This is a genomic window from Streptomyces oryzae, assembly GCF_017676365.1.
In the GTDB taxonomy this organism is placed as follows: domain Bacteria; phylum Actinomycetota; class Actinomycetes; order Streptomycetales; family Streptomycetaceae; genus Streptomyces; species Streptomyces oryzae.
The window spans coordinates 1-18,642 of the sequence record NZ_JADKMA010000155.1 but is presented as its reverse complement, the minus strand read 5'-3'; the positions used below and the strand labels follow the sequence as shown (position 1 = coordinate 18,642).

Here is an 18,642-nt window from a genome sequence, read left to right as displayed (position 1 = left end):
CCACCCACCCCACCCCTCATGCCTCAGGGCACACAAGGAGGTACTCCCTACATGCCTATTTCTCCGAATCAGGGTTCCACCGGTGGCGGCACGCTGGTGACAATCACGGGCACCAACCTGTCCGGAACCACCGCGGTGACATTCGGCAGCAAGCCGGCGACCAACGTCACCAATGTCTCGCCGACGGAAGTCACCGCCACATCCCCGTCCGGGACCGGGTCGGTGGGAGTCACCGTGACCACCCCGGGCGGCACCAGCAACCCGGTCCCGTTCTTCTACGTGGGCGCCCCGTTCAAGTCCTCCCTGAGCACCAGCTCCGGACCGCTGGCCGGCGGCAACACCATCACCATCAACGGCACCGGCATGTCCACCGCCACCAGCGTCTCCTTCGGCGGGGTCACCGCGACCCCCACGGTGGTGTCCGACAGCGAGATCAGCGTCACGGTGCCGGCCGGAGCCGCAGCCGGACCGGTGGGGGTGAGCGTGACCACCGCGGGCGGTACCAACAACGGCCTCTCGTACACCTACGTCGATGTCCCCACCATCGGCACCGTCAACCCCACCTCGGGTCCGACATCCGGGGGCACCGCGGTGACGATCACCGGGACCAACCTCGACAGCACCGACTCGGTGACCTTCGGCGGCACCGCAGCGCCGTTCTCGGTGATCAACACCACCACGCTGTCCGCTGTCACCCCGCCCGGGACCGCGGGCGCCGTCGACGTCGTGGTCACCAACCCCGCCGGATCCGCCACCGCTACCGGGGCCTTCACCTACGTCGCCGGACCGGGCATCTGACCCGGCGACGCGGGCCTGCGGACCCGGACGACAGCCAGGTCCCGTAGGTCCACTGCTTCCGCCCAGGCGGTCGTCACGTCGCCGCCTGGGCGGAATCGTCGGCCTGGACCCGCCGCCCCCGCACCCGCTGCCCGTCTCTCGTCCGAGAAGCAAGGATGTTCCCCGTGGCCGCTTCCGAGAACCACACCGCCGCTGCCCGGCCGTACGACGATCCCAGCAATCCGGTCAGCTTCTCCGCTGCGGCTGCCGGGCCGACGTTGTCGAGCGTGACGCCCAGCAGCGGCTCGGCCTCGGGCGGGACGACGGTCACCCTGGTCGGCACTGGTCTGACGGGCGCGACGTCGGTGAAGTTCGGTGCCAACCCGGCCACTTCGTTCACCGTGAACTCGGCCACGCAGATCACCGCCGTCACCCCAGCCGGCACACCCGGCGTGGTACCGGTGACCGTCACCACCACCGCCGGCACCAGCAACCCCGTCGCCTTCACCTACGTGACTGCCGGGCCGACGTTGTCGAGCGTGACGCCCAGCAGCGGCTCCGTCTCGGGCGGGACGACGGTCACTCTCGTCGGCACTGGTCTGACGGGCGCGACGTCGGTGAAGTTCGGTGCCAACCCGGCCACTTCGTTCACCGTGAACTCGGCCACGCAGATCACCGCCGTCACCCCAGCCGGCACACCCGGCGTAGTTCCGGTGACCGTCACCACCACCGCCGGCACCAGCAACCCCGTCGCCTTCACCTACCAGAACAGCCCCGTGGTGACCGCTCTCTCCCCCAGCAACGGGCCCACATCCGGGGGGAGCACCGTCACCATCACGGGTGCCGATCTGACGGCTGTCACGTCGGTGAAGTTCGGCGAGACACCGGCCGCGTCGTTCACCGTCGACTCGGCCACGCAGATCACCGCCGTCAGCCCGGCCGGCACCGCCGGGGGCGTTCCGGTCACGGTCACCACCGCAGCCGGCACGAGCTCCGCCGGCTCCGCGAGCGCCTACTTCTTCTACGCGAACCCGCCCCAGCTCGCCGACATCGCCCCGACCGCGGGCCCGGCGGCCGGGGGAACAGCTGTCACTCTCACGGGAGCGGACCTGCTCAACGCGACAGCCGTGCTGTTCGGGGGCGTTTCCTCCCCGTCCTTCACCGTTGAGTCATCGACCCGGATCACCGCCACCGCCCCGCCGGGTACCGGATACCGTCCGGTCACCGTCGTCACCCCAGGAGGCACCAGCAACTCCATGCTCTACGCGTATGTCTCTCCGCCCACGCTCACCGGTGTCTCGCCCGCCTCCGGAACCACCGACGCCGGCGCCCAGGTGACCCTGTCCGGGACCAACCTCTCCCGTACCACGAAGGTTTCCTTCGGAGCCGCCCTCGCCAGCTTCAAGATCATCTCCGAAACCACCCTCTCCGCTGTCGCCCCCGCAGGCGCCGCCGGCAACGTTCCCGTCACGGTCACCACACCCGGGGGAGTCAGCAACAGCGTCACGTACACCAGAGTTGCCCCGCCCGGCATCTGACCGGAACACCCACGGCTCCCGCCCGGCCACGCCCTCCCGAACGAACCGGTGACCTGCGGCGACGGAGGAGACACCATGGGAATCGACATGGAACCGCTGGTCCGCAGATTCCAGACCGACTATCCCGGCCTCAGCACCAGGACGGCCCGGATCTGCGTGGAGCACCTGATCGAACTGTGCATGCGCCACGGGCGGACGAAAGGCCCGAGGGCCTTCAGACAGCTGGTTGATACGGCTGCCCTCGAGTGCCGTCCGTGGGCGGTCGAACTCACGGACCACCGCTTGTGGACGAAGCAGAAGAACTGACGTCCTCGCCCCTCAGCCGGCGCGCGCCGGAGTGCTTCTCACGCCTGAAGTGCTTCTCCCGCTGGTGCTGGTACAGAACGCCTGTCAGCACCTCAGCGAGTTCGGGTTCGTCCCTGTTCCAGGCGAGGTTGATCATGTGATGGACCTGTCGGCAGTACGCGCAGGCGAGCTCCGCCTGCGCGTGTTCTCGCTCAACCGGACCGTCCGCTTCTTGTTGCTGCAATGAGTGCAGACGCACGTGGCCTCCGCCAGGTCGAATCAGGGTGCACTGCTGGGTGATGGCTGAGCGCTGAAGACCTTCGACAGCGCGTTCAGGCACGCGTGGGACGGGTCACCGCACGCGCCGGATCGGTTGCGGGCGACGGCGCGGTGGCTTCCGCGTCACCCCAGATGCACGCGGAGCGGTCAACCGCCCCTGGAGCGCGATGGCTTCGCGTCAGCTCACGGGCACGTCGCGGTGCCCGCAGGCGGTCGTCGCCTCATGAGGGGCCCGCACGGGCGGCAGCACTTGCGGCTGGTCCTGGCTCTGCCGCCGAGTACGGGGCGGACAGGGCGGTCCGCGCGCCGGGCGTCACAGCGAACGGCGCTCTGCCCGATAAGGCGGTACGCGGTGAGACGAACCCGCCCTCCGCCAGAGGCCCGTTGGGCACGACCGGTCTGCCGGCCGTGCTGTGCGGCCCGTGCGGAGAAGCACCGCAGCCGACCGGCTCCATCAGGGCAAGGAGTGCTCCGCCTGCCCGGGAGCCGGGCGCCTGGGGCGTCTGGGGCGCCTGGGGCGTCTGGGGCGTCTGGGGCGTCTGGAGCGCACCTAAGCGAGCGGCGCGCTCGAGCACGTAACCGTGAGGGGCCCGCTCCCCGGTTGCGCTGCAGATCTCGTTCATCACCTTCCCCGGTGCTTTACCCGGCAGCCCGCGCTGGTCACAAGACTGCGGGGCGCCGGCGGCGCCGACCCGGGCAGTGTCCCCGCGTCGGCGCCTCTTCGACCCACCGGTGTTGCCGGCCTCCTCTCCTGGGCACGGGCACCGAACCCGGCGCCGATGCCCGGGCCGCACCACTCCGTCGCCCGTGCTTGCCCTGGCGAGGGTCAGCACAGGCACCCATCACTTCGGCGGCGGTCAGCAGTCGGCTGGAAGAGGAGGACACGCTGTATTGGTAGCGCTGCCGGACGCGTACGCGCTCCAGGTCGAGAGGTAAACCACCCGATGGGCTGCCGGGGGTACGCGCCCTCGACATATGCGCGCGGGACGGCGCTGCCGGTGGCAGGCGAGCTGTGTCGCGCGCCACGGTCTGCTGCCCGAGAGACCGCATCCGCGCCGTGCACGACTGCTTCCGCATGCTGGGCAACGGTGTGGGGAAGCGGGCGGACAGCGCGGCGGCGCCGCCCGGCACGGGCGGGGTGGCGTCCTTTCCGCGCAGGTGGCGGCAGTGTTCACTGACCCGCTCATGGCAAGGCCGTATCCGGCCGATGAAAGAGGGAAAGTCCTCGCTTGTCCCGGCGCGCCGGCCCCGCCGTCCGACGCAGGCCGACCCGTCGTAGCGGCCGGTCGCAGCGGGCCGGTCATCGCGGGCCGACGGTCTCAGTGGGCCTCGGCCATGGCCGCCGCACACCGGCCCGTGACCACGTCGGACCACCCCAGTGCTCCTCGCCCTCCGGCACTGCGGCGAAGTCGGCGACCGGTGTGCACGGGCGCGAGGCGGAGGCACGTGCGCTGCCGGGCCCGCCGGTGAGCCAGCTCCAGTCATCACCGGCTCCCCGACCCCCTGTGAACCGCCGTTCTGAACAGCCTTACCGCCCCCGTCACACAGGCCAGGACAGCCCATCCGACCAACGCAGCCAAGGAACCTCACATGTCTGACCAGCGCCTCGCCCTCACCGAACGCCGGGCCCGGCACAACACTGCTGACAGCGCACGTCCCGGCACCGCTCCCTCCAAGCTCAACCACGCGTGGCGAAGGGCCCTCGGCGTGGGCGCCGACGCTGTGACCACATGGCTGACAACCAGTACAGGCAGTTACCAATGACGGCCCGCACAGACCGCGTCCACGCGGCAGCCGCCATCGTCCGCCTCGCTGTACGGCAGATCGAAAGCGAACTCACCGACGACATCAACGCCCAGGAGCTGGCGCACATCCTGCGCGAGCTCTACTGGGAAGCCGAACCCAGGCAGGGGGTCTTCGGAGCCCTCCGGCAGCTGCTCACCACGGCCGCGTACGTAGCCGAGCCCCTCGACCCCGACGATGACGGCGAGATGTCCTGCGCCCTGCATGAAGCCGCCATGTACATCGGCGACCGCACAGGATCATGCCTCGAAGCCGCCACCGGCAGTCTCGACTGCGAGGGGGGACGCTCCTCATGACGGCTCAGGCCGAGGAGAGCAGAACCAACGGCAGTCGGCACTCCGAGCCCGCGCAGCGCGATGCGGGGCGTTGTGTCCTCCAAGGCTGAGGAACAGCTTCGATGAGTACCGTTCCCTGCCCGGCACGGTGTGGCCCGCCACCCTCAGCCAGGGGCCTGTGTCCCCGCGCATTCCCGGATCCTGCATGCCCTGCTGTGCATCGCTGCGGCAACCAGCTGCTGGTCCGTCTGCCGCAGCAGCCCTCAACAGCCGACGCCGGCGCGCCGCCCCCCGCCCTCACCTCCCCTGACCAGCCGGCCACTCCCCCGCGACCGCGGCCCACCCGCAAGAGGTCGTCGACCCCCGCTTCCTCGACCCACCCGACACAAGGAAGGCGCATGACCGACACATTCACCGACCTCGCCCGCCCCACTGCGGCGGCTGACGGCGCGTCCTGCGTGGAAGTACGCCTCATGCAGCTGCGGCAACTGGCCGCGATGACCCGCGCGGAGATCGAGGCCGAGCGAGCGCAGCAGAAGGCCGAGCAGGAGCAGCACGAGCGGGAGACCGCCTGCAGCGAGGCGCATGAGCACCTTCAGGCTGTCTTTCCCTCGACCCTCGCCCGCGTCATCGGACAGGACGGCTGGATGGGCTACCCCGCCCTGCACGGGCGTTGCGGGCCTGTCTCGTTGCCATGTGCCGTCTCCTGCCTCGGCGAGGGCGTGTGGCTGTACTTCGAGCTCCTGCCCACCAGCGGGGGTCTGCTGAAGCTGCTGGCGCCCTGTCCCTGCGGCCAGTACACCGAGCAGGAACCCTGCGACGACTACCAGCTCGCCGAGCAGCTCGACCAACTTCCCGGTGCGACCGGCTGCACCGGGCATCCCGGGCGACTGCGCTCAGTGGAACCCCTGAACCGACTCCCCCAGGCCGTTCCTTGAAGCCCCCCCAAGCGACCGCCCCGGCCTTGCGCCCCCCTCGGGCCGGGGCGGTCTCACGGCTCCGCATTGCGCTGAGGGCCATGAAGACGTCCTACGGATCGTGGCTGATGAACGTCACGTTCATCAGCCACGCCTGGGGAACCGTTCAGGTGGCGCGTCGCATCTCCACGACGACGTTCTCCCCCAGCGCCTCGGGCGTGAGGCGGTAGTACCTGATGTGAGCCAGTCGCTCGGATTCCTCGAGCCAGCCGGCGTCGATGACCTGGCGCCGGGTGCGGGAGAAGACGGTGGGTGACAGGCCGACGAGCTTGGCGAGCTCGGCGGCGGTCTCCACCACGGTGCCGGCCCTGTCGGTGGGGTGGACGGCGTAGAGCATGACGACGAGTCGCTGGTTGGCGGTCATGCCTGCGGTCTTCTGCAGGAGGCGCAGGGTCTTGTGTTTGTCCTCGTTGTTCACTGGGCCTCCCACCTGGCTGGGGTCTTGGCGTCGAAGCCGGGGATGTCGGGCGGGTTGCACGTCTTGACCGCTTCGCGTTGTTCCGCGCCGGTGCCGTGGAACGAGATGTAGGGGCTGATCCGGTAGAAGTTGTAGTTCCCGATTCTGCCGCGCACGATGAGGATGCGGTGCCGGGCCAGCTTCCGGTTGATCTTGCCGACGGCGTCGGTGGACATGCCTACCCGCCGGGCGATGTCGGCGCCCGTGGCGCGCAGGGGCTCCATTCCCTCGGGTGAGACGCCGATCCACCACAGGACGAGGAACTTCTGGCTCGGGGTGAAGGCCTTGCTTTCGGTGATGGCTTCGACGCGTGCCTTGTCCACCTGCGTGTGCTTGCCGGAGAACGCGTACGGCGCATAGGGGATGGTCTCGCCGGTGTCGGCGTCGACCAGCCTGCGTACTGCTCCCACTGGGGGGCCTCCGTTAGTCGGCACGTGCATGAAGGGCGGCCCGCAGGCCGACCTGATGAACGTAACGTACATGAACGAGGAGTCGATCTGGTCGGCCGCCAGGACGTGTCCCTCAACGTGCCGCGCATTCGCCTCCCCTGACGACGCGGCTCCCACCGTCCCCCTGATGAACTTCACGTTCATCTACCACGATCCTGAGACCGCGGCACCACGTTTTCTCAGACGCCCTCCGCGGTCCACCGATCCGCCTCACAGATCCGCCAGGCAGTCACAGTCCGGGAAAATGCCTGGTCAGCTGGCTGCATGAGCGGCGTCCTCTCCTACTTCCTGTGACGTCGCCTGCCAGCGGCCAACTGTCAGTCCCACAGCAGCTGCTGAGCCGCCCAGCAGGTCCGTCTCCGGCAGGCAGCACACCAACACAGCTCTCACAGTCGCCGTCTCCACCGGCACGACTTGCTCACCGCTCGCCCACTGACCCGCACCACAGAAAGCACGCCACAACGAAACGCGCGCCTGACCACGCAGGCGCGCGTATGTTCCGGCAACCACTTCCCGGTCTCAGCCCCGCTGTTGTTCTCCCACCCCACAGGGCAGCCGCTGCCGCCAACGGCGCTCACGGGTTCCGGCGGGGCACCGCAAGCCCGCCAGGGCTGAGGAGCAACCGACCCCGGGCGTGCCCCCGCCCACCGGCCCGCACGCAGCAGGAGAGCTCTGGCCCGGCGCTGCCAGCTGACGCCGTCCAGCCGCTCATCTGTCCGCAGGTTTGATCGACGGGAATGGGGGCGGTCGGGGCTACCGGGTCTGGCCGGCTTCTGCTTCGGCCGTGTTCACGTTGAGCAGCAGCTTGGTCAGCGCTACCCGGTCCGGTCGCGCCATCTTGCGCACCAGCAGGTCGCACAGAGCGTCCGGATCGTCCCAGGGGATGTCCTCCCGCGTGCCGGACGTGCTGGGGCGCTGGTCAGGCAGCGGGAGCTTGGAGTCCTGCGATGCCTGGCCGGGCTTTACCGCGGTAAAGCCCTCGGAGCCAGGGGCCGGCTCGCCGCCGTCTGCTGTGTCCTTTACCGCGGTAAAGCCCGTCGTGTCCTGGGCGCCGCTGTCGACCGTGTCGGTTGCCCCGTCCCGGCGCTTTCGGCGGGGCTTGGGCTGGGCCTTCTCCTCCTCCCGCTTCGCCGACCGGGCCTCCCAGGCCGCTACCTGCTCAGTGGCCGGCAGCTTCACCAGCGTGCGTGTCTCGCGAACCGGCAGAGCGCCGGAGCTCACCAGCTCCTGCAGCTCTGGTACCAGATTCAGCAAGTACGTCTGCTGAGTGACCCAGCCCGCCGACTTCCCGTAGTACTCCGCGACCTTGGCCTTGCCGCCCAGCTCGTCGACCATGGTCTGGACGCCCTGCGCCCGCTCGATCGGGTCGAGGTCCTCACGGTCGTTGTTCTCCGAGAGGATCGCGTTCAGGAAGTCGCCGCGGGAGCGTGCCACCTCGTCGTCGACGACGACCTCGAGCGTGGGCAGGCCGGTGGCCTGGCTGGCCCGGTAGCGCCGCTCACCGTTGGCGATGACGTAGGCCGCGTCGCCCACCGCGTCCGCCTCGTCAGGCCACAGCTTCAAGTACGCCTCACGGCTGACGGCGACCGCGGGCTGCAGCTGCTTGGCTTTCAGACGCTGCCCGAACTCGCGCAGGTCCTCCTGGGACCCGAAGTTGCGGCGCGGGTTGAACCGGGTGGGAACCAGTTGCGTGAGCGGAAGCGTCCGCAAGCGGCTGTCCGGGGCTCCGGTGGTGGGCGCGCCGGTCGTCGCCGCGACGGCCTGGCGGCGGGCGCTGACGCCGCCGCGCGTCCGGCCGAACGACGCGCCCGTTCCCAGCTGGTCGGCTACTCGGCTCATGAGATCTCCCTCGCCAGTGCGCGCATCGTGCAGGACTGCTCGCCGCGCGGGGCGAACGACAGCAGCGGCTGCTTGAGACGGACCGCCTTGCGCTGGTCCGTCAGGTCACCGATGACAGCGACCACCTTCGGGTCCTTGATCTCTATCCAGGCCTCCAGGGAGGAGGTGGCGATGAACCCGCGGCGCGGGTCGTAGAGGTTCACGACGATGCCGAGGTAGTCGACCTCGACCCCCATGTCGCTGCGGAGATCCTCGATCTGAGTGACGAGAAGGTCGTAGGCGTCCGCGCTGCTGTCCTCGGCCTGCACCACGATGAGCGGGCCGGAGGTGCCGGCCGGCTCGTCCTCGCGGCGGCGCCCGTAGTAGATGGCGGTGTCCATGCTGAGCCCGAGGCTCGGCGGGCAGTCGACGATGATCTCGTCGTACGACGCCTCGAGCGGGGCCAGTGCGCGCTCCAGTGCGGCCTCCCGGAAGCGGACCTTGGAGAGGGCCACATCGAGCAGGAAGCCGTCCTGGCAGCCGGGAAGCAGGTCCAGGCGGCCGCCGTAGCGGTCGTCGTCGATGGGCACGATCAGGTCGCGGACATCGCCCTTGGCCTCACCGGTCATGTGCTTGCTGAGGCTGTCGACGGACGAGTCCATGGGGATCTCGTCCTTGCCGAGCTGCGTGGTCAGATGCCGTTGGGGGTCGAAGTCCACCAGCAGCGTGCGGCGGCCGAGCCCGGGAAGGTCTTCCACCTCGAGGGGGTCGCTCTGCGAGGCGTCCAGTTGTGCTGCGAAGTGCCGGGAGACGCGCACGGGGTGCAGGGAGTCGGGTTCCTCGGCCAGTGCCGCTCCGAGGCCGGCGGTGACAGCTGTCTTGCCCACCCCGCCCTTCTGATTGCAGACGATGCGGCGGCGCGGGTACTTCGCCCGGGGAACCGAGGGGGCCGGATTCGTCTCCAGCCACAGCTGTACGGACTGTGCCAGGCCCTGGGTCAGTGAGACCCTGCGGTCCCCTGCGGCCTGGCGGAAGCGGTCCCACTGGCCCGCGGGCAGGAAGGTGGAGAAGGAGTCGGCGCCTACGGTCTCGACAGGGCTGGGCGTGGCGGCCAGTGCCAACCAGGCTTCGACGCCCTGCTCGACGGCGGTCTGGATCTCAACTCCGTGCTGGGCTGCTCTGACTTTGAGGTTCTGCCGGAGCCATCCCGGCAGTTTGGAGACGACCTTCTCGCGGTCGCCGGAGGCTGGAGAACTCATGGGAGGTACCTTACTAACGCGTCAGATCGATGAAAGCACCGACGCGTTAGGAATACTTCTGATGGAGTGTCCCGGGCGGGCTTTACCGCGGTAAAGCCTGGAGCCAGCGGGCAACCGGAGCGGCGAGTTCGCCGGTGAGAGCCGGTGAGAGACTTCCCTCAGGAAGCAGGCGGGGGGCACGGGATGCGGAGCACGGGGGGCGCCGAGAGGCTGCGGCACACCCTCATCGCCGTTGTGGTCGCCGGTGCGTTGGTGATCGCGGGTATTGGTTTCGCGGGTTCTTATGCGGCGGTGCGTGATCTGGCCGAGCGGAAGGGCTTCGGTGGTTTCGCGCCGTTCTTCCCCATCGGTGTGGACGCGGGCATCGTGGTGCTGCTCGCTTTGGATCTGCTGCTGACGTGGATCCGGATCCCCTTCCCGCTGCTGCGGCAGACCGCGTGGCTGCTGACAGCGGCCACGATCGCCTTCAACGGCGCGGCGGCCTGGCCCGACCCGCTCGGAGTGGGCATGCACGCGGTCATCCCCGTGCTGTTCGTCGTCACCGTCGAAGCAGCCCGCCACGCCGCCGGCCGGGTGGCGGCCATCACCGCCGACAAACACATGGAAGGCGTACGCCTCTCCCGCTGGCTGCTGGCCTTCCCCTCCACCTTCCGCCTCTGGCGACGGATGAAACTGTGGGAGCTGCGCAACTACGACGAGGTCATCCGCATGGAACAAGACCGCCTCGTCTACGAAACCCGCCTACGCGCCCAGTACGGCCGCTCCTGGCGCCGCAAAGCACCCGTCGAAGCCCTGATGCCCCTCAAACTCACCCGCTACGGCGTCCCCCTCCACCACACAGCACCCCACACCACCACCCTCCCCGAACCCACACCAACACCCTTCGTGGAGACCCCCGCCGTCCCCGGAGATGAGGTGTCCAGCCACGAACTCGCCCTGCTCGAGACGGCCCCCGGCCCCGGCGCCGAATCGGCCCACGCACACGCTCCGAACCCCGAACCCATCCCAGAGCTGGTCGCCGCACCACCGGAGGAGCCTCTCTCGGAGCGGGGAACAGCCCTCGATGAGTCCGGGGCCGGCATGCCCGATGACGCCGACGCGGCACTCGCGCAGGCGTCGGGGGAGAGCAGCGACGAGCCTGACCTCGAGGCAGTGGCCCTGGCGGATGCTCAGGAGGACTCCGCGGTCCCGTCGCGGGGGCAGGACGATGTCGCCGTCGGCAGGCAGCAAGAGGAAGCGCAGGGGGCGAAGCAGGCGGGGGAGGGGGGTTTGACTCTCGTCGACCGCTACTACCAAGCCTGGGCCGAACTCACGGACAAGCTGGGGACCGAGCCTTCCATCCAGGATCTGTCCGACCACCTCTGGGTCAGGGGCATGGCGGGCCGGGGCGGCGGCCGGATAAGCCCCAGCACACTGCGCCGTTACCGCATGGGCTGGCGCATCTATCGCGTGTGGGCGCAGTATCTCAAGGCCCACGGCGGCGCCGAACCGTCCCTCGCCGAGCTGGAAGAGCTGTGTGCCGAGCACGCCATCAGGTCCAAGGGCGGACGAGGCGACCGGCTGGAGCAAAGGGACCTGGCGGGCTACCTCACCGACTTCCGGCGGCGCTACGCCGCGCTCGCCGGACAGTGAACCGTCCGGCGCACAGGCCGCTCCGGGTCGCTCCGGGCCGCGTTGCCGAACGCGGCCGTCGGCCTCACTGGTCGTCTGTGAGGTACGCGCCCGGCAGATAGCTGACGCTGGCGCCGCCGGAGGACGGGTGCTCCTCGGCCGACTGGGCCGCCAGGTGGATGACGCGCGGGCCGACTCGGTAGAAGGTGACCCGGCCCATGCGGTAGGAGACCTCCAGCCAGCCGTCCTCGACCAGCCGGCGGACGCTCTTGCCGGTGTTGGGCGGGCTGAGCTGGACCGCCTGCGAGATCTCCTTGGCGGTCTTGCGCACTGTTTCCCCCAGCGGTACCGCCGTCGCGTAGTAGCTCAGCACGCGGAAATCGGCTCCGGGAGCCTCGGCGGTTCCCAGGAGAAGCGCATGCATCAGCTCGGGGGTGAAGAGCAGTTCGGAACGCCGCGGCGCGGCAAACGTCATGAGACCTCCTTCTTCCGGGACCCCGGTGCGGCCTTCGGCGCGGGAACCACCGGATGGCGGGCCTCCTGAACGGCTCTCGTCTGCTCGGATGCCGAACCGTCGAAGGCAGCACGCGGGTTGATCCGGTAGAACTTCATCCGGCCCACCCTTTCCGCCTCCAGCAACAGCCCGCCGGCATGGAGCCTGCCCACTGACCGTGCCACCGTATCGGGACGGATGCCGAGGGTCTGTGCGATCTCCTTGAAGGTCATCCGCAAGGGTTCGGCGCGCTCGGGGGAGTGCGCCACGTAGAACCCGAAGATGTCCCGGTCGTTCTGGCGGTACCCGCTGTCCTTGTGCCAGACCTTCCTCATCAGGGTCTTGGCGATGTTCACATGGCGGCCCGGGTAGGGCTGCCAGTCGTACCTGGATGCCGGCAGCACCGGCTGCTCCGGGGAACCCTGCTGCTGGAACGAGTCCCTGCCAAGCAGCTCGAGCTGCACGATCTCCCCCGTCCCACGGTTCACCGCGGGAGTCCGCCGGGCGACGCTCAACTGCCCCATACCCCTCCTCTCACCTGGGAGGTTGCCCATAGGCAATACGAATACGGGGATCCTATACAGAAGTTGCCTATGGGCATGTCGTGATCGTGTCACAGCCTTTCCTGGATTCGAACAGACATCGAACATGAGTTGCCTATAGACAGTTGCAACTTCCGAAAACGTAATTGGAAACACGGATAGAGGCTATTCGGAAACGCTCTGACCTGCGGAAACGCAGCACGCCTCTAAATACAAGAGAGAGGCCGTCGGCGACCTGCGGGTAGGGCCCCCACGAACGAGGCCGGTCAGGCGCAGGTCAACTCCCTACCGGTCGTAGGCGGCTTCGCCGCGCACACCCGCAACAGCGACGTGCACACCTGGCACCCCGGTGGGTCCCCCGCACGATGGCGGCTTCGCCGCGACTGGAAAAACCTCCATCCCGACACGACCGGCACCACGTTCGGCATGACCCCGCCGGTGGGCACTGGCAAAACACGCCGACTACGCAGGAAAGGCGCCACGGGGGCCCTCAGGGCTTCCCGCCGATCCCTAAGTCCCTTTCCTCGGCGGGCAGTTGGAAGGGCCGTGGAGGCCCTCCCAAGGGCCCTGCGGGCGCCCTCTGATCACAACCGGGCAGGAACCTCCGCGTGCGCAGCCACCGTCCGGCACCGCACGCACACTCCATCGCCGTCGACTGCAGGCCGCCCCTCGGGCGGTCCAGGCCGTGCGTACCCCGGCACACGCGGTGGAACGGGGTGGAACGGGTGGCTTACGGCCGTGTGCCGAACGCGGGCCGGTGGCCCCGGCGATCGGCGTTTGCAGGCAGACCAGCTCGAATTCCGGCGCCGTTTTCGCGCCGCGCCGTTTTCGCGTGCCGGGCCTCCTCGAGCGCGGCCAGCCGCCCGGCCAGCGCCTGACCCGCCGGGGAGGCTCCGGCCTCGGCGGCGTCCGTGCGGGCCCGTGCGACCGCCGTCTCCACCTCCGCGCGAACCCCCGCCGCCGAGGTGCCGGGCACCGCCGCCCAGTCCTGGACGGCCGCGTCGATGAGCCTGACTGTCTCCTCGCGGACCGCCGCCGCCTTCCGTGTGCACTCCTCGCACGCCCCGTCCGCGTTCAGCCCGGTGCCGCAGTACGCACACGACGGGGGAACGGCAGCCTCCTGCGGCGGCCGCTGACGCCTGGCCCGTTCGGCACGCCGGTCCTTCCCGCGCTCTTCACAGGCCCGGCAGGCCGCCCCGTCCTCGAGGCGGCCGTCCTCGCACCGGGGATCCGGGCACGGCCCCGCCTTGACCATGGCCACCGCCGCCCCCACCGGGCTTTTGAGCGCCCCCTCCGCCAGCAGCCTGGCGTACCCGTGCGCAATCCACCGACGGCGCACCCGCTCGGCCAGCCGGTACCCGTGCACGGTGCGCAACTCCCGTTCGACGGCGGCGACCAGGGCCCGGGGACGGTCCGTGCGCGCCGCTGCCCGCAGCGCCTCCCGGAGGCTGTCGGGGAACGCCAGGAGGACTTCGTGCACCTGGCCGCTCACCAGGAACGGCTCGCCGCCCGCCGGGTTCCGGCGCTCCGCCGTCCCGGCGCCGCCGCCCTTGGCGCGGCCCTCCTCGCGCCCCCGCGCGCCGCTGCCCGCAGACGGCCCACCGCCTTCAGCAGCGCCTGCTGCCGAACCAGCCGCACCCGCCTCCGCCTCCGCGACGAAGTACCTGCCCCGGCCCGGCGTGCCGCCCGCCCCTCCGGGCTGCTCGCGCACCAGGTAGCCGAACCTCTCCAACTCCCCCAGAGCGTCGCTGACCGCCCGAACGCTGTCCGGGCAACGCTCCGCGATCAGCTCCGCAGTGACACCGCAGCCGGCGTCGTACGTGGAGACCACCCCGAACAGCCCCTTCGCACCGAGGCTCAACTGCTCGTCCCGGAAGACGACCGCGCACCTGCGCACGAAAGCGTCAGCGTCCACCGGGCCCCGGCGGACGGGCACCCCGCCGGCAACCGCCGCGCCGTGGGGAGTTGCTGCGGAGGCTTGCCGGGAAGCGGGCGAAGCGGAGGCCATGGCACGTACTCCTCTGTGCTGAACCGCAGCGCGAACGGCCGAGCGCTCCCGCTCTGCCCCGCGCCGGAAGGAGCTACCAGAGCGGGGGAGGAGGCCCCCACACCGCAGCGATTGCTTCTCGCGCCCGGCCTGCCGGGCGAGACAACACACATCCCTGTGACCACGAAAGCCACAGCTGCACCACCAGTTCTGACGGGCACATCTGACCACATGCGCCAACCGGAGCCCCGGGCGGGACGGCAGACAACCGCCGCCTCGCCGTCCGAAGCCGGCACCAACTGCCCGACACCCCGAGGGCGCGGCCCGGCCGCCCTCTCCACCCTCTCCACCCGCCCAAGTGCGCCCCTGATCACCGGATTACGGTTGGTGCCACGTCACACCGGTGACGCTGTGGCAGTTGATCCGAGGGGGACACGCATGGTGCGGGGGAGACCGGACAGCAAGCGCACGCACTGCGTCAGCGTGCGGCTGAACGCCGAGGAACTGGCGCGCTGGCAAGAAGCCCGCCAGAAGACCGAGCGCAAGGAACTCGGCGCCTGGGTGAGGGCAGTTGTCGAAGAATCCCTCAACGGGAGCCCCGGCGTCCCCGGCGACGTCCCCCGGGTGCCCGCGGTCAACGAGACCGCCTACGCGCAGCTCGTCCAGGCGGCGGAGGACCTGCGGAACCTGCTGCACCTGGCCAGGGAACAGGGCGACCTGCCCGCCGGCGCCGACACCACGCTCGCCCGGCTCGGCAACGCGGCCCTCCAGGTACGCGGTCTGCCCGCAGCCCCCGAGAGCGACGCCCGGCAGCCGCAGTGATCGCCAAAATCACCAAGGGCCGCCGCGCGGACCGCGCCCTGCGCTACGACTTCGGCCCCGGCCGGGACGAGGAACACGTCAACCCCCGGCTGATCACGGGCAACATCCCCGGCACCGTCGACCAGCTGGCGCACCTCATCGACGCCCACACCGCCCGCCGGTCCGACATCACCCGCCCCATCTGGCGCTGCGCCCTGCGCACCGCCCCCGACGACCCGATCCTCCCGGACGCGACCTGGGCCCGGATCGCCGAGCGCTACGTCACCCGGATGGGATACGGCAACTGCCCCTGGGTCGCCGTCAGACACGGCGAGGACCACATCCACCTCACCATCAGCCGCGTCGACTGGACCGGCTGGCTGGTACGCGACGCCTTCGACTACCACCGCTCCTGGCCCGTGGTCCGCGACATCGAGCGCGTATGGAAGCTCGTCAACGCCGAAGAACGCAGCAACCGCATCGCCCCCCAGGTCACCCGCCCCGAACGAGCCGCAAGCCAGAACCGAGGAGCGCCCCGCCCCGAAAGGGAGGAACTGCGCACCCGGATACGGGCCGCACGCGACGCCACCCGCGGGCACGGCAGAAGGGCCTTCGAACAGGCCCTGACCGAGGCCGGAGTCGAGTGGCGCGCCCACCCCTCCGCCTCCGGGGGCATACGCGGCTACTCCTTCAGCCTTCCCACCTGGCGGGACCGAGACGGCAGCCAGATCTGGGCCGCCGCATCCAAGATCGCCAAAGACCTGCGCTGGCCGCAGCTGCACGCCGACCTGCTCGCGGGTCCCGCCACCGACCAGCCGCCAGGCGCCCAGGGCTGAAAGGCCCGGCTGGAAGGACGCTCCCGGCCCGCTGTCAGTGCCGCGCGGGACACTGGAGCAGGCCCAGCTGTGCTGGCCTGCCACCACTTCGTGCAAACCGTGCCAAGCGGAGGGAAGCACCTTGAAACCTCCCCTTCCTGAAAGAGGGGATTCCTAGGTCACGTTGCCTGCGGGCCGGCGGCCCGCAAGGTCTTACACGATCAGCGCTAGCCGGGACAGAGACCAGCCCGGACGAGCATGACGCGGGCGGAGTTCTTGTCCCTGGGGCGGGAGACTCCGCACGCGGCGCACGTATACGTTCGTTCTGAGAGAGGCAGTGCGTGCTTGGTTCTCGCTCCGCAGTCCGCGCAATCCATGGTGGTGTGTGCCGGGTGCACGAGATGCACGGTCCGCCTGTGCTTGCGGCCCATCTCGACAAGGGCGGCCTTCGTCGTAGCAATCGCCGCGTCGGCCGCCTTGCGGGCCATGGTCGTCTTCGCAAGGAACTTCGGGCGGAAGTCCTCCACGGCCAGAGCGTCATGATCGCGGACCACGCGCTTGGCCCACTTGCGTGCAGTGTCCTGCCGCTGCCGTGCCGTCTTCTTGTGGACCTTCGCCGTCCGCCGCTTCGCTTCGCGGTAGCCAGCGGATGCCGACTGGCCCCGCTTCGGCTTACGCCGGGCCATCATCCGCTGGTACTTCGCGAGGCGCTGCGCGGCCGTCCTGCCGTGCTGGGAGTGGCGAAGGTCGTGGGCGTCAGAGGTGGTGGTGGCGGTCTCCCCGACGCCCCAGTCGATACCGATCACGGCGCCGGTGGCGGGCATCTCCCCCCTCACGACGGCCGTCGCGAAACTGACATACCAGTGGCCGAGGCTGTCGCGGTACACGCGCACGCTGGAAGGAGACCCGGGCAGCTCACGCGACCACACCACGCTCAGCACAATCCCGCCCGCCAGATGCAGGCGACCGTCCTTGAGGCGAAAGCCACGCCGGGTGTAGTTCAGGCTCGGGGACGCCTCGCGCTTCTTCTTCCACCTGGGCATCCCGGCACGCTGCCGCATCGGCAACCGGGCCTTGATGTCCTTCAGCGCCTTCGCGCGCGACTTTCCGAAGTCCCGGATTACCTGCTGCTGGGGAACCGAGGAACCCTCACGCAGCCACGGCGTGCGTGCGCGGGCCTCGGTCAGCATCCTGTCGAGCTGCGCCGGGCCGCATGTCTCCTTCTCCCCCGTGGCCCTGCAGCGGACGTGGACGGCCTTCGACTTGGCCACGCACTCGTTCCAAACCCACCTGCACCGGTCCCACTCCGCTTCGAGCGCGCGCCGTGCCGCAGACGACAGGCGCACACGGTAGGTGTACCGGGCATGCCCGGCGCCCTGCGTGATCGCAGTCTGTCGTCATAACCCTGAACCTACTTGGGAGAACTGACAGTTGACTCATGATCATTGTGGGCTGCTTCACGCCCATGGATGGTGGACGCCAGATCATCTTGGAGGCGATCCGGCTACCCGTGCCCTGATCCGCAGGGATCCGATTCCTCCCCGACCTGAAGCCCGGGGCTTCCTCGGAGGAGCCAGGTGAGTCAGAACCGTACCGACTTCGGCCCCGTGCAGCTCGCCCGCTGGCTGGGTATCGAGGAGCCACAGCTGCGCCGTGCCCAGAACCGGGGGCTCATCCCCCCTCCCGACATCGACGACAAGCGCTGGTCCTACGCCCTCGCGAAAACCCTCCCGGACCGTATCGACGACATCGTGGCCGCCCTCGAGCCGAAGCAGCAGCCCGCAGCCCCCGACACCGAAGCCGACGCCAACGTCCGGTCGGCCACCCCCCGAGCACGCGGAGCGCAGCGGCGCGAGACGTTCGGCCCGGTACAGCTGAGCCGCTACCTGGGCCTGAAGACCTGGCAGCTGCAGCGCGCCCGGGAGCGCGGTCTGGTCCCGGAGCCCGACACCGAGCAGAAGCGCTGGTCGAAGGAGCTGGCCGAAACCCTCCCCGACCGGGTCGAGGAGATCCTCGCTGCCGTCGGCGACCACCCCGGCCTCGGCTCCGAGAAGTCCGCTGAGCACCTGGCGCAGCGCACGGGCCTGGAGGTGGAGCGGGCCGACGTTCAACTCCTGGCCGAGCGGGGCCTCCTGCGCCCGGTCGGTGATTTCCGCGGATGGCCGCTGTACGCCATCGATGACCTGGACAGCCTCGACCCGGCGGACGTCACGGCCGCCATATCCGACCGGCACGCCTGGATCGAGGCGAGCCTCAGCAGCGAGGAGGCCGCCCAGCTGCTGGGCTGGCCCGTCGGAAAGTTCGAGGTCACCGCCGAACGCAACGGACTGACCCCCGGCCGCTTCGGCCGCTACGCCCGTAGCGCGGTGGAGGGCTTGTCCGCGCCGTAACGCAGCCCGCCCAGCGAAGGGGCGAGGGAGCACTTGCTCCCTCGCCCCTTCGCCGTTGCTGGGGACTTTTCGGCTGGCGCTACCTG

At 69.8% G+C, this 18,642-nt stretch carries 17 protein-coding genes and 1 pseudogene; 10 read left to right on the top strand and 8 right to left on the bottom strand.

The window, feature by feature from the left end:
• Positions 1–51: 51 nt before the first annotated feature.
• The 6 genes from ITI46_RS25175 (at position 52) to ITI46_RS25150 (ending at position 5,895) form a co-directional block, all read left to right on the top strand.
• Positions 52–798 (top strand): IPT/TIG domain-containing protein, encoded by a 747-nt coding sequence (locus ITI46_RS25175; protein ID WP_209242071.1) that lies wholly within the window; start codon positions 52–54, stop codon positions 796–798.
• Between the two features lie 164 nt (positions 799–962).
• Positions 963–2,315, top strand: coding sequence for an IPT/TIG domain-containing protein (locus ITI46_RS25170; RefSeq protein ID WP_307808319.1), 1,353 nt, complete (start codon positions 963–965; stop codon positions 2,313–2,315).
• Positions 2,316–2,390: 75 nt separating this feature from the next.
• On the top strand, positions 2,391–2,621 hold the full coding sequence (locus ITI46_RS25165; RefSeq protein WP_209242067.1) for a hypothetical protein: 231 nt from the start codon (positions 2,391–2,393) through the stop codon (positions 2,619–2,621).
• A 1,848-nt stretch (positions 2,622–4,469) separates the two neighbouring features.
• Positions 4,470–4,643 (top strand): hypothetical protein, encoded by a 174-nt coding sequence (locus ITI46_RS25160; protein ID WP_209242065.1) that lies wholly within the window; start codon positions 4,470–4,472, stop codon positions 4,641–4,643.
• Positions 4,640–4,978 (top strand): hypothetical protein, encoded by a 339-nt coding sequence (locus ITI46_RS25155; protein WP_209242063.1) that lies wholly within the window; start codon positions 4,640–4,642, stop codon positions 4,976–4,978. Before ITI46_RS25160 ends, ITI46_RS25155 begins: the two co-directional genes overlap by 4 nt.
• A 377-nt stretch (positions 4,979–5,355) precedes the next feature.
• Positions 5,356–5,895: a hypothetical protein gene (locus tag ITI46_RS25150; protein ID WP_209242061.1), complete on the top strand. Its 540-nt coding sequence runs from the start codon at positions 5,356–5,358 to the stop codon at positions 5,893–5,895.
• Between the two features lie 145 nt (positions 5,896–6,040).
• Here the strand turns inward: ITI46_RS25150 and ITI46_RS25145 are convergent, their stop codons facing one another.
• The 4 genes from ITI46_RS25145 to ITI46_RS25130 all read right to left on the bottom strand — a co-directional run bounded on the left by ITI46_RS25145 (position 6,041) and on the right by ITI46_RS25130 (position 9,917).
• Positions 6,041–6,298 carry a replication initiation protein, RepL2 gene (locus ITI46_RS25145; RefSeq protein ID WP_247746558.1) on the bottom strand — a complete coding sequence of 86 codons (258 nt, stop codon included), beginning with the start codon at positions 6,296–6,298 and terminating at the stop codon, positions 6,041–6,043.
• A gap of 50 nt (positions 6,299–6,348) precedes the next feature.
• Positions 6,349–6,801, bottom strand: coding sequence for a MarR family transcriptional regulator (locus ITI46_RS25140; protein WP_209242058.1), 453 nt, complete (start codon positions 6,799–6,801; stop codon positions 6,349–6,351).
• Positions 6,802–7,593: 792 nt separating this feature from the next.
• Positions 7,594–8,679 carry a ParB/RepB/Spo0J family partition protein gene (locus ITI46_RS25135; RefSeq protein WP_209242056.1) on the bottom strand — a complete coding sequence of 362 codons (1,086 nt, stop codon included), beginning with the start codon at positions 8,677–8,679 and terminating at the stop codon, positions 7,594–7,596.
• Positions 8,676–9,917, bottom strand: a complete 1,242-nt coding sequence (locus ITI46_RS25130; protein WP_209242054.1) for a ParA family protein — start codon at positions 9,915–9,917, stop codon at positions 8,676–8,678. Before ITI46_RS25130 ends, ITI46_RS25135 begins: the two co-directional genes overlap by 4 nt.
• A gap of 183 nt (positions 9,918–10,100) precedes the next feature.
• Here ITI46_RS25130 and ITI46_RS35030 point away from each other — a divergent pair, with 183 nt between their 5' ends.
• Positions 10,101–11,549 carry a DUF2637 domain-containing protein gene (locus ITI46_RS35030; RefSeq protein WP_247746555.1) on the top strand — a complete coding sequence of 483 codons (1,449 nt, stop codon included), beginning with the start codon at positions 10,101–10,103 and terminating at the stop codon, positions 11,547–11,549.
• 64 nt (positions 11,550–11,613) lie between these two features.
• Here ITI46_RS35030 and ITI46_RS25120 read toward each other — a convergent pair whose 3' ends face one another.
• The 3 genes from ITI46_RS25120 to ITI46_RS25110 form a co-directional block, all read right to left on the bottom strand.
• Positions 11,614–12,003 carry a helix-turn-helix domain-containing protein gene (locus ITI46_RS25120; protein ID WP_209242052.1) on the bottom strand — a complete coding sequence of 130 codons (390 nt, stop codon included), beginning with the start codon at positions 12,001–12,003 and terminating at the stop codon, positions 11,614–11,616.
• Positions 12,000–12,545, bottom strand: coding sequence for a winged helix-turn-helix domain-containing protein (locus tag ITI46_RS25115; RefSeq protein ID WP_209242050.1), 546 nt, complete (start codon positions 12,543–12,545; stop codon positions 12,000–12,002). Before ITI46_RS25115 ends, ITI46_RS25120 begins: the two co-directional genes overlap by 4 nt.
• A 748-nt stretch (positions 12,546–13,293) precedes the next feature.
• A complete protein-coding gene (locus ITI46_RS25110) occupies positions 13,294–14,571 on the bottom strand; it encodes a helix-turn-helix domain-containing protein (RefSeq protein WP_209242048.1) in 1,278 nt (425 codons plus the stop codon).
• A 417-nt stretch (positions 14,572–14,988) separates the two neighbouring features.
• Here ITI46_RS25110 and ITI46_RS25105 point away from each other — a divergent pair, with 417 nt between their 5' ends.
• Together ITI46_RS25105 and ITI46_RS25100 are read left to right on the top strand one after the other, a co-directional pair.
• Complete coding sequence (locus ITI46_RS25105) at positions 14,989–15,372, top strand: hypothetical protein (RefSeq protein ID WP_209242046.1); 384 nt, start codon at positions 14,989–14,991, stop codon at positions 15,370–15,372.
• Positions 15,369–16,187: a relaxase/mobilization nuclease domain-containing protein gene (locus ITI46_RS25100; protein ID WP_209242044.1), complete on the top strand. Its 819-nt coding sequence runs from the start codon at positions 15,369–15,371 to the stop codon at positions 16,185–16,187. The genes ITI46_RS25105 and ITI46_RS25100 overlap by 4 nt, the downstream gene beginning before the upstream one ends.
• A gap of 175 nt (positions 16,188–16,362) precedes the next feature.
• Here the strand turns inward: ITI46_RS25100 and ITI46_RS25095 are convergent.
• Positions 16,363–17,551 (bottom strand): annotated as a pseudogene (locus tag ITI46_RS25095) (RNA-guided endonuclease InsQ/TnpB family protein); the annotation flags it as partial.
• A gap of 192 nt (positions 17,552–17,743) precedes the next feature.
• On the opposite strand from ITI46_RS25095, the gene ITI46_RS25090 reads away from it, so the two are divergent.
• Positions 17,744–18,556: a hypothetical protein gene (locus ITI46_RS25090; protein ID WP_209242042.1), complete on the top strand. Its 813-nt coding sequence runs from the start codon at positions 17,744–17,746 to the stop codon at positions 18,554–18,556.
• The last annotated feature ends 86 nt before the right edge of the window (positions 18,557–18,642 follow it).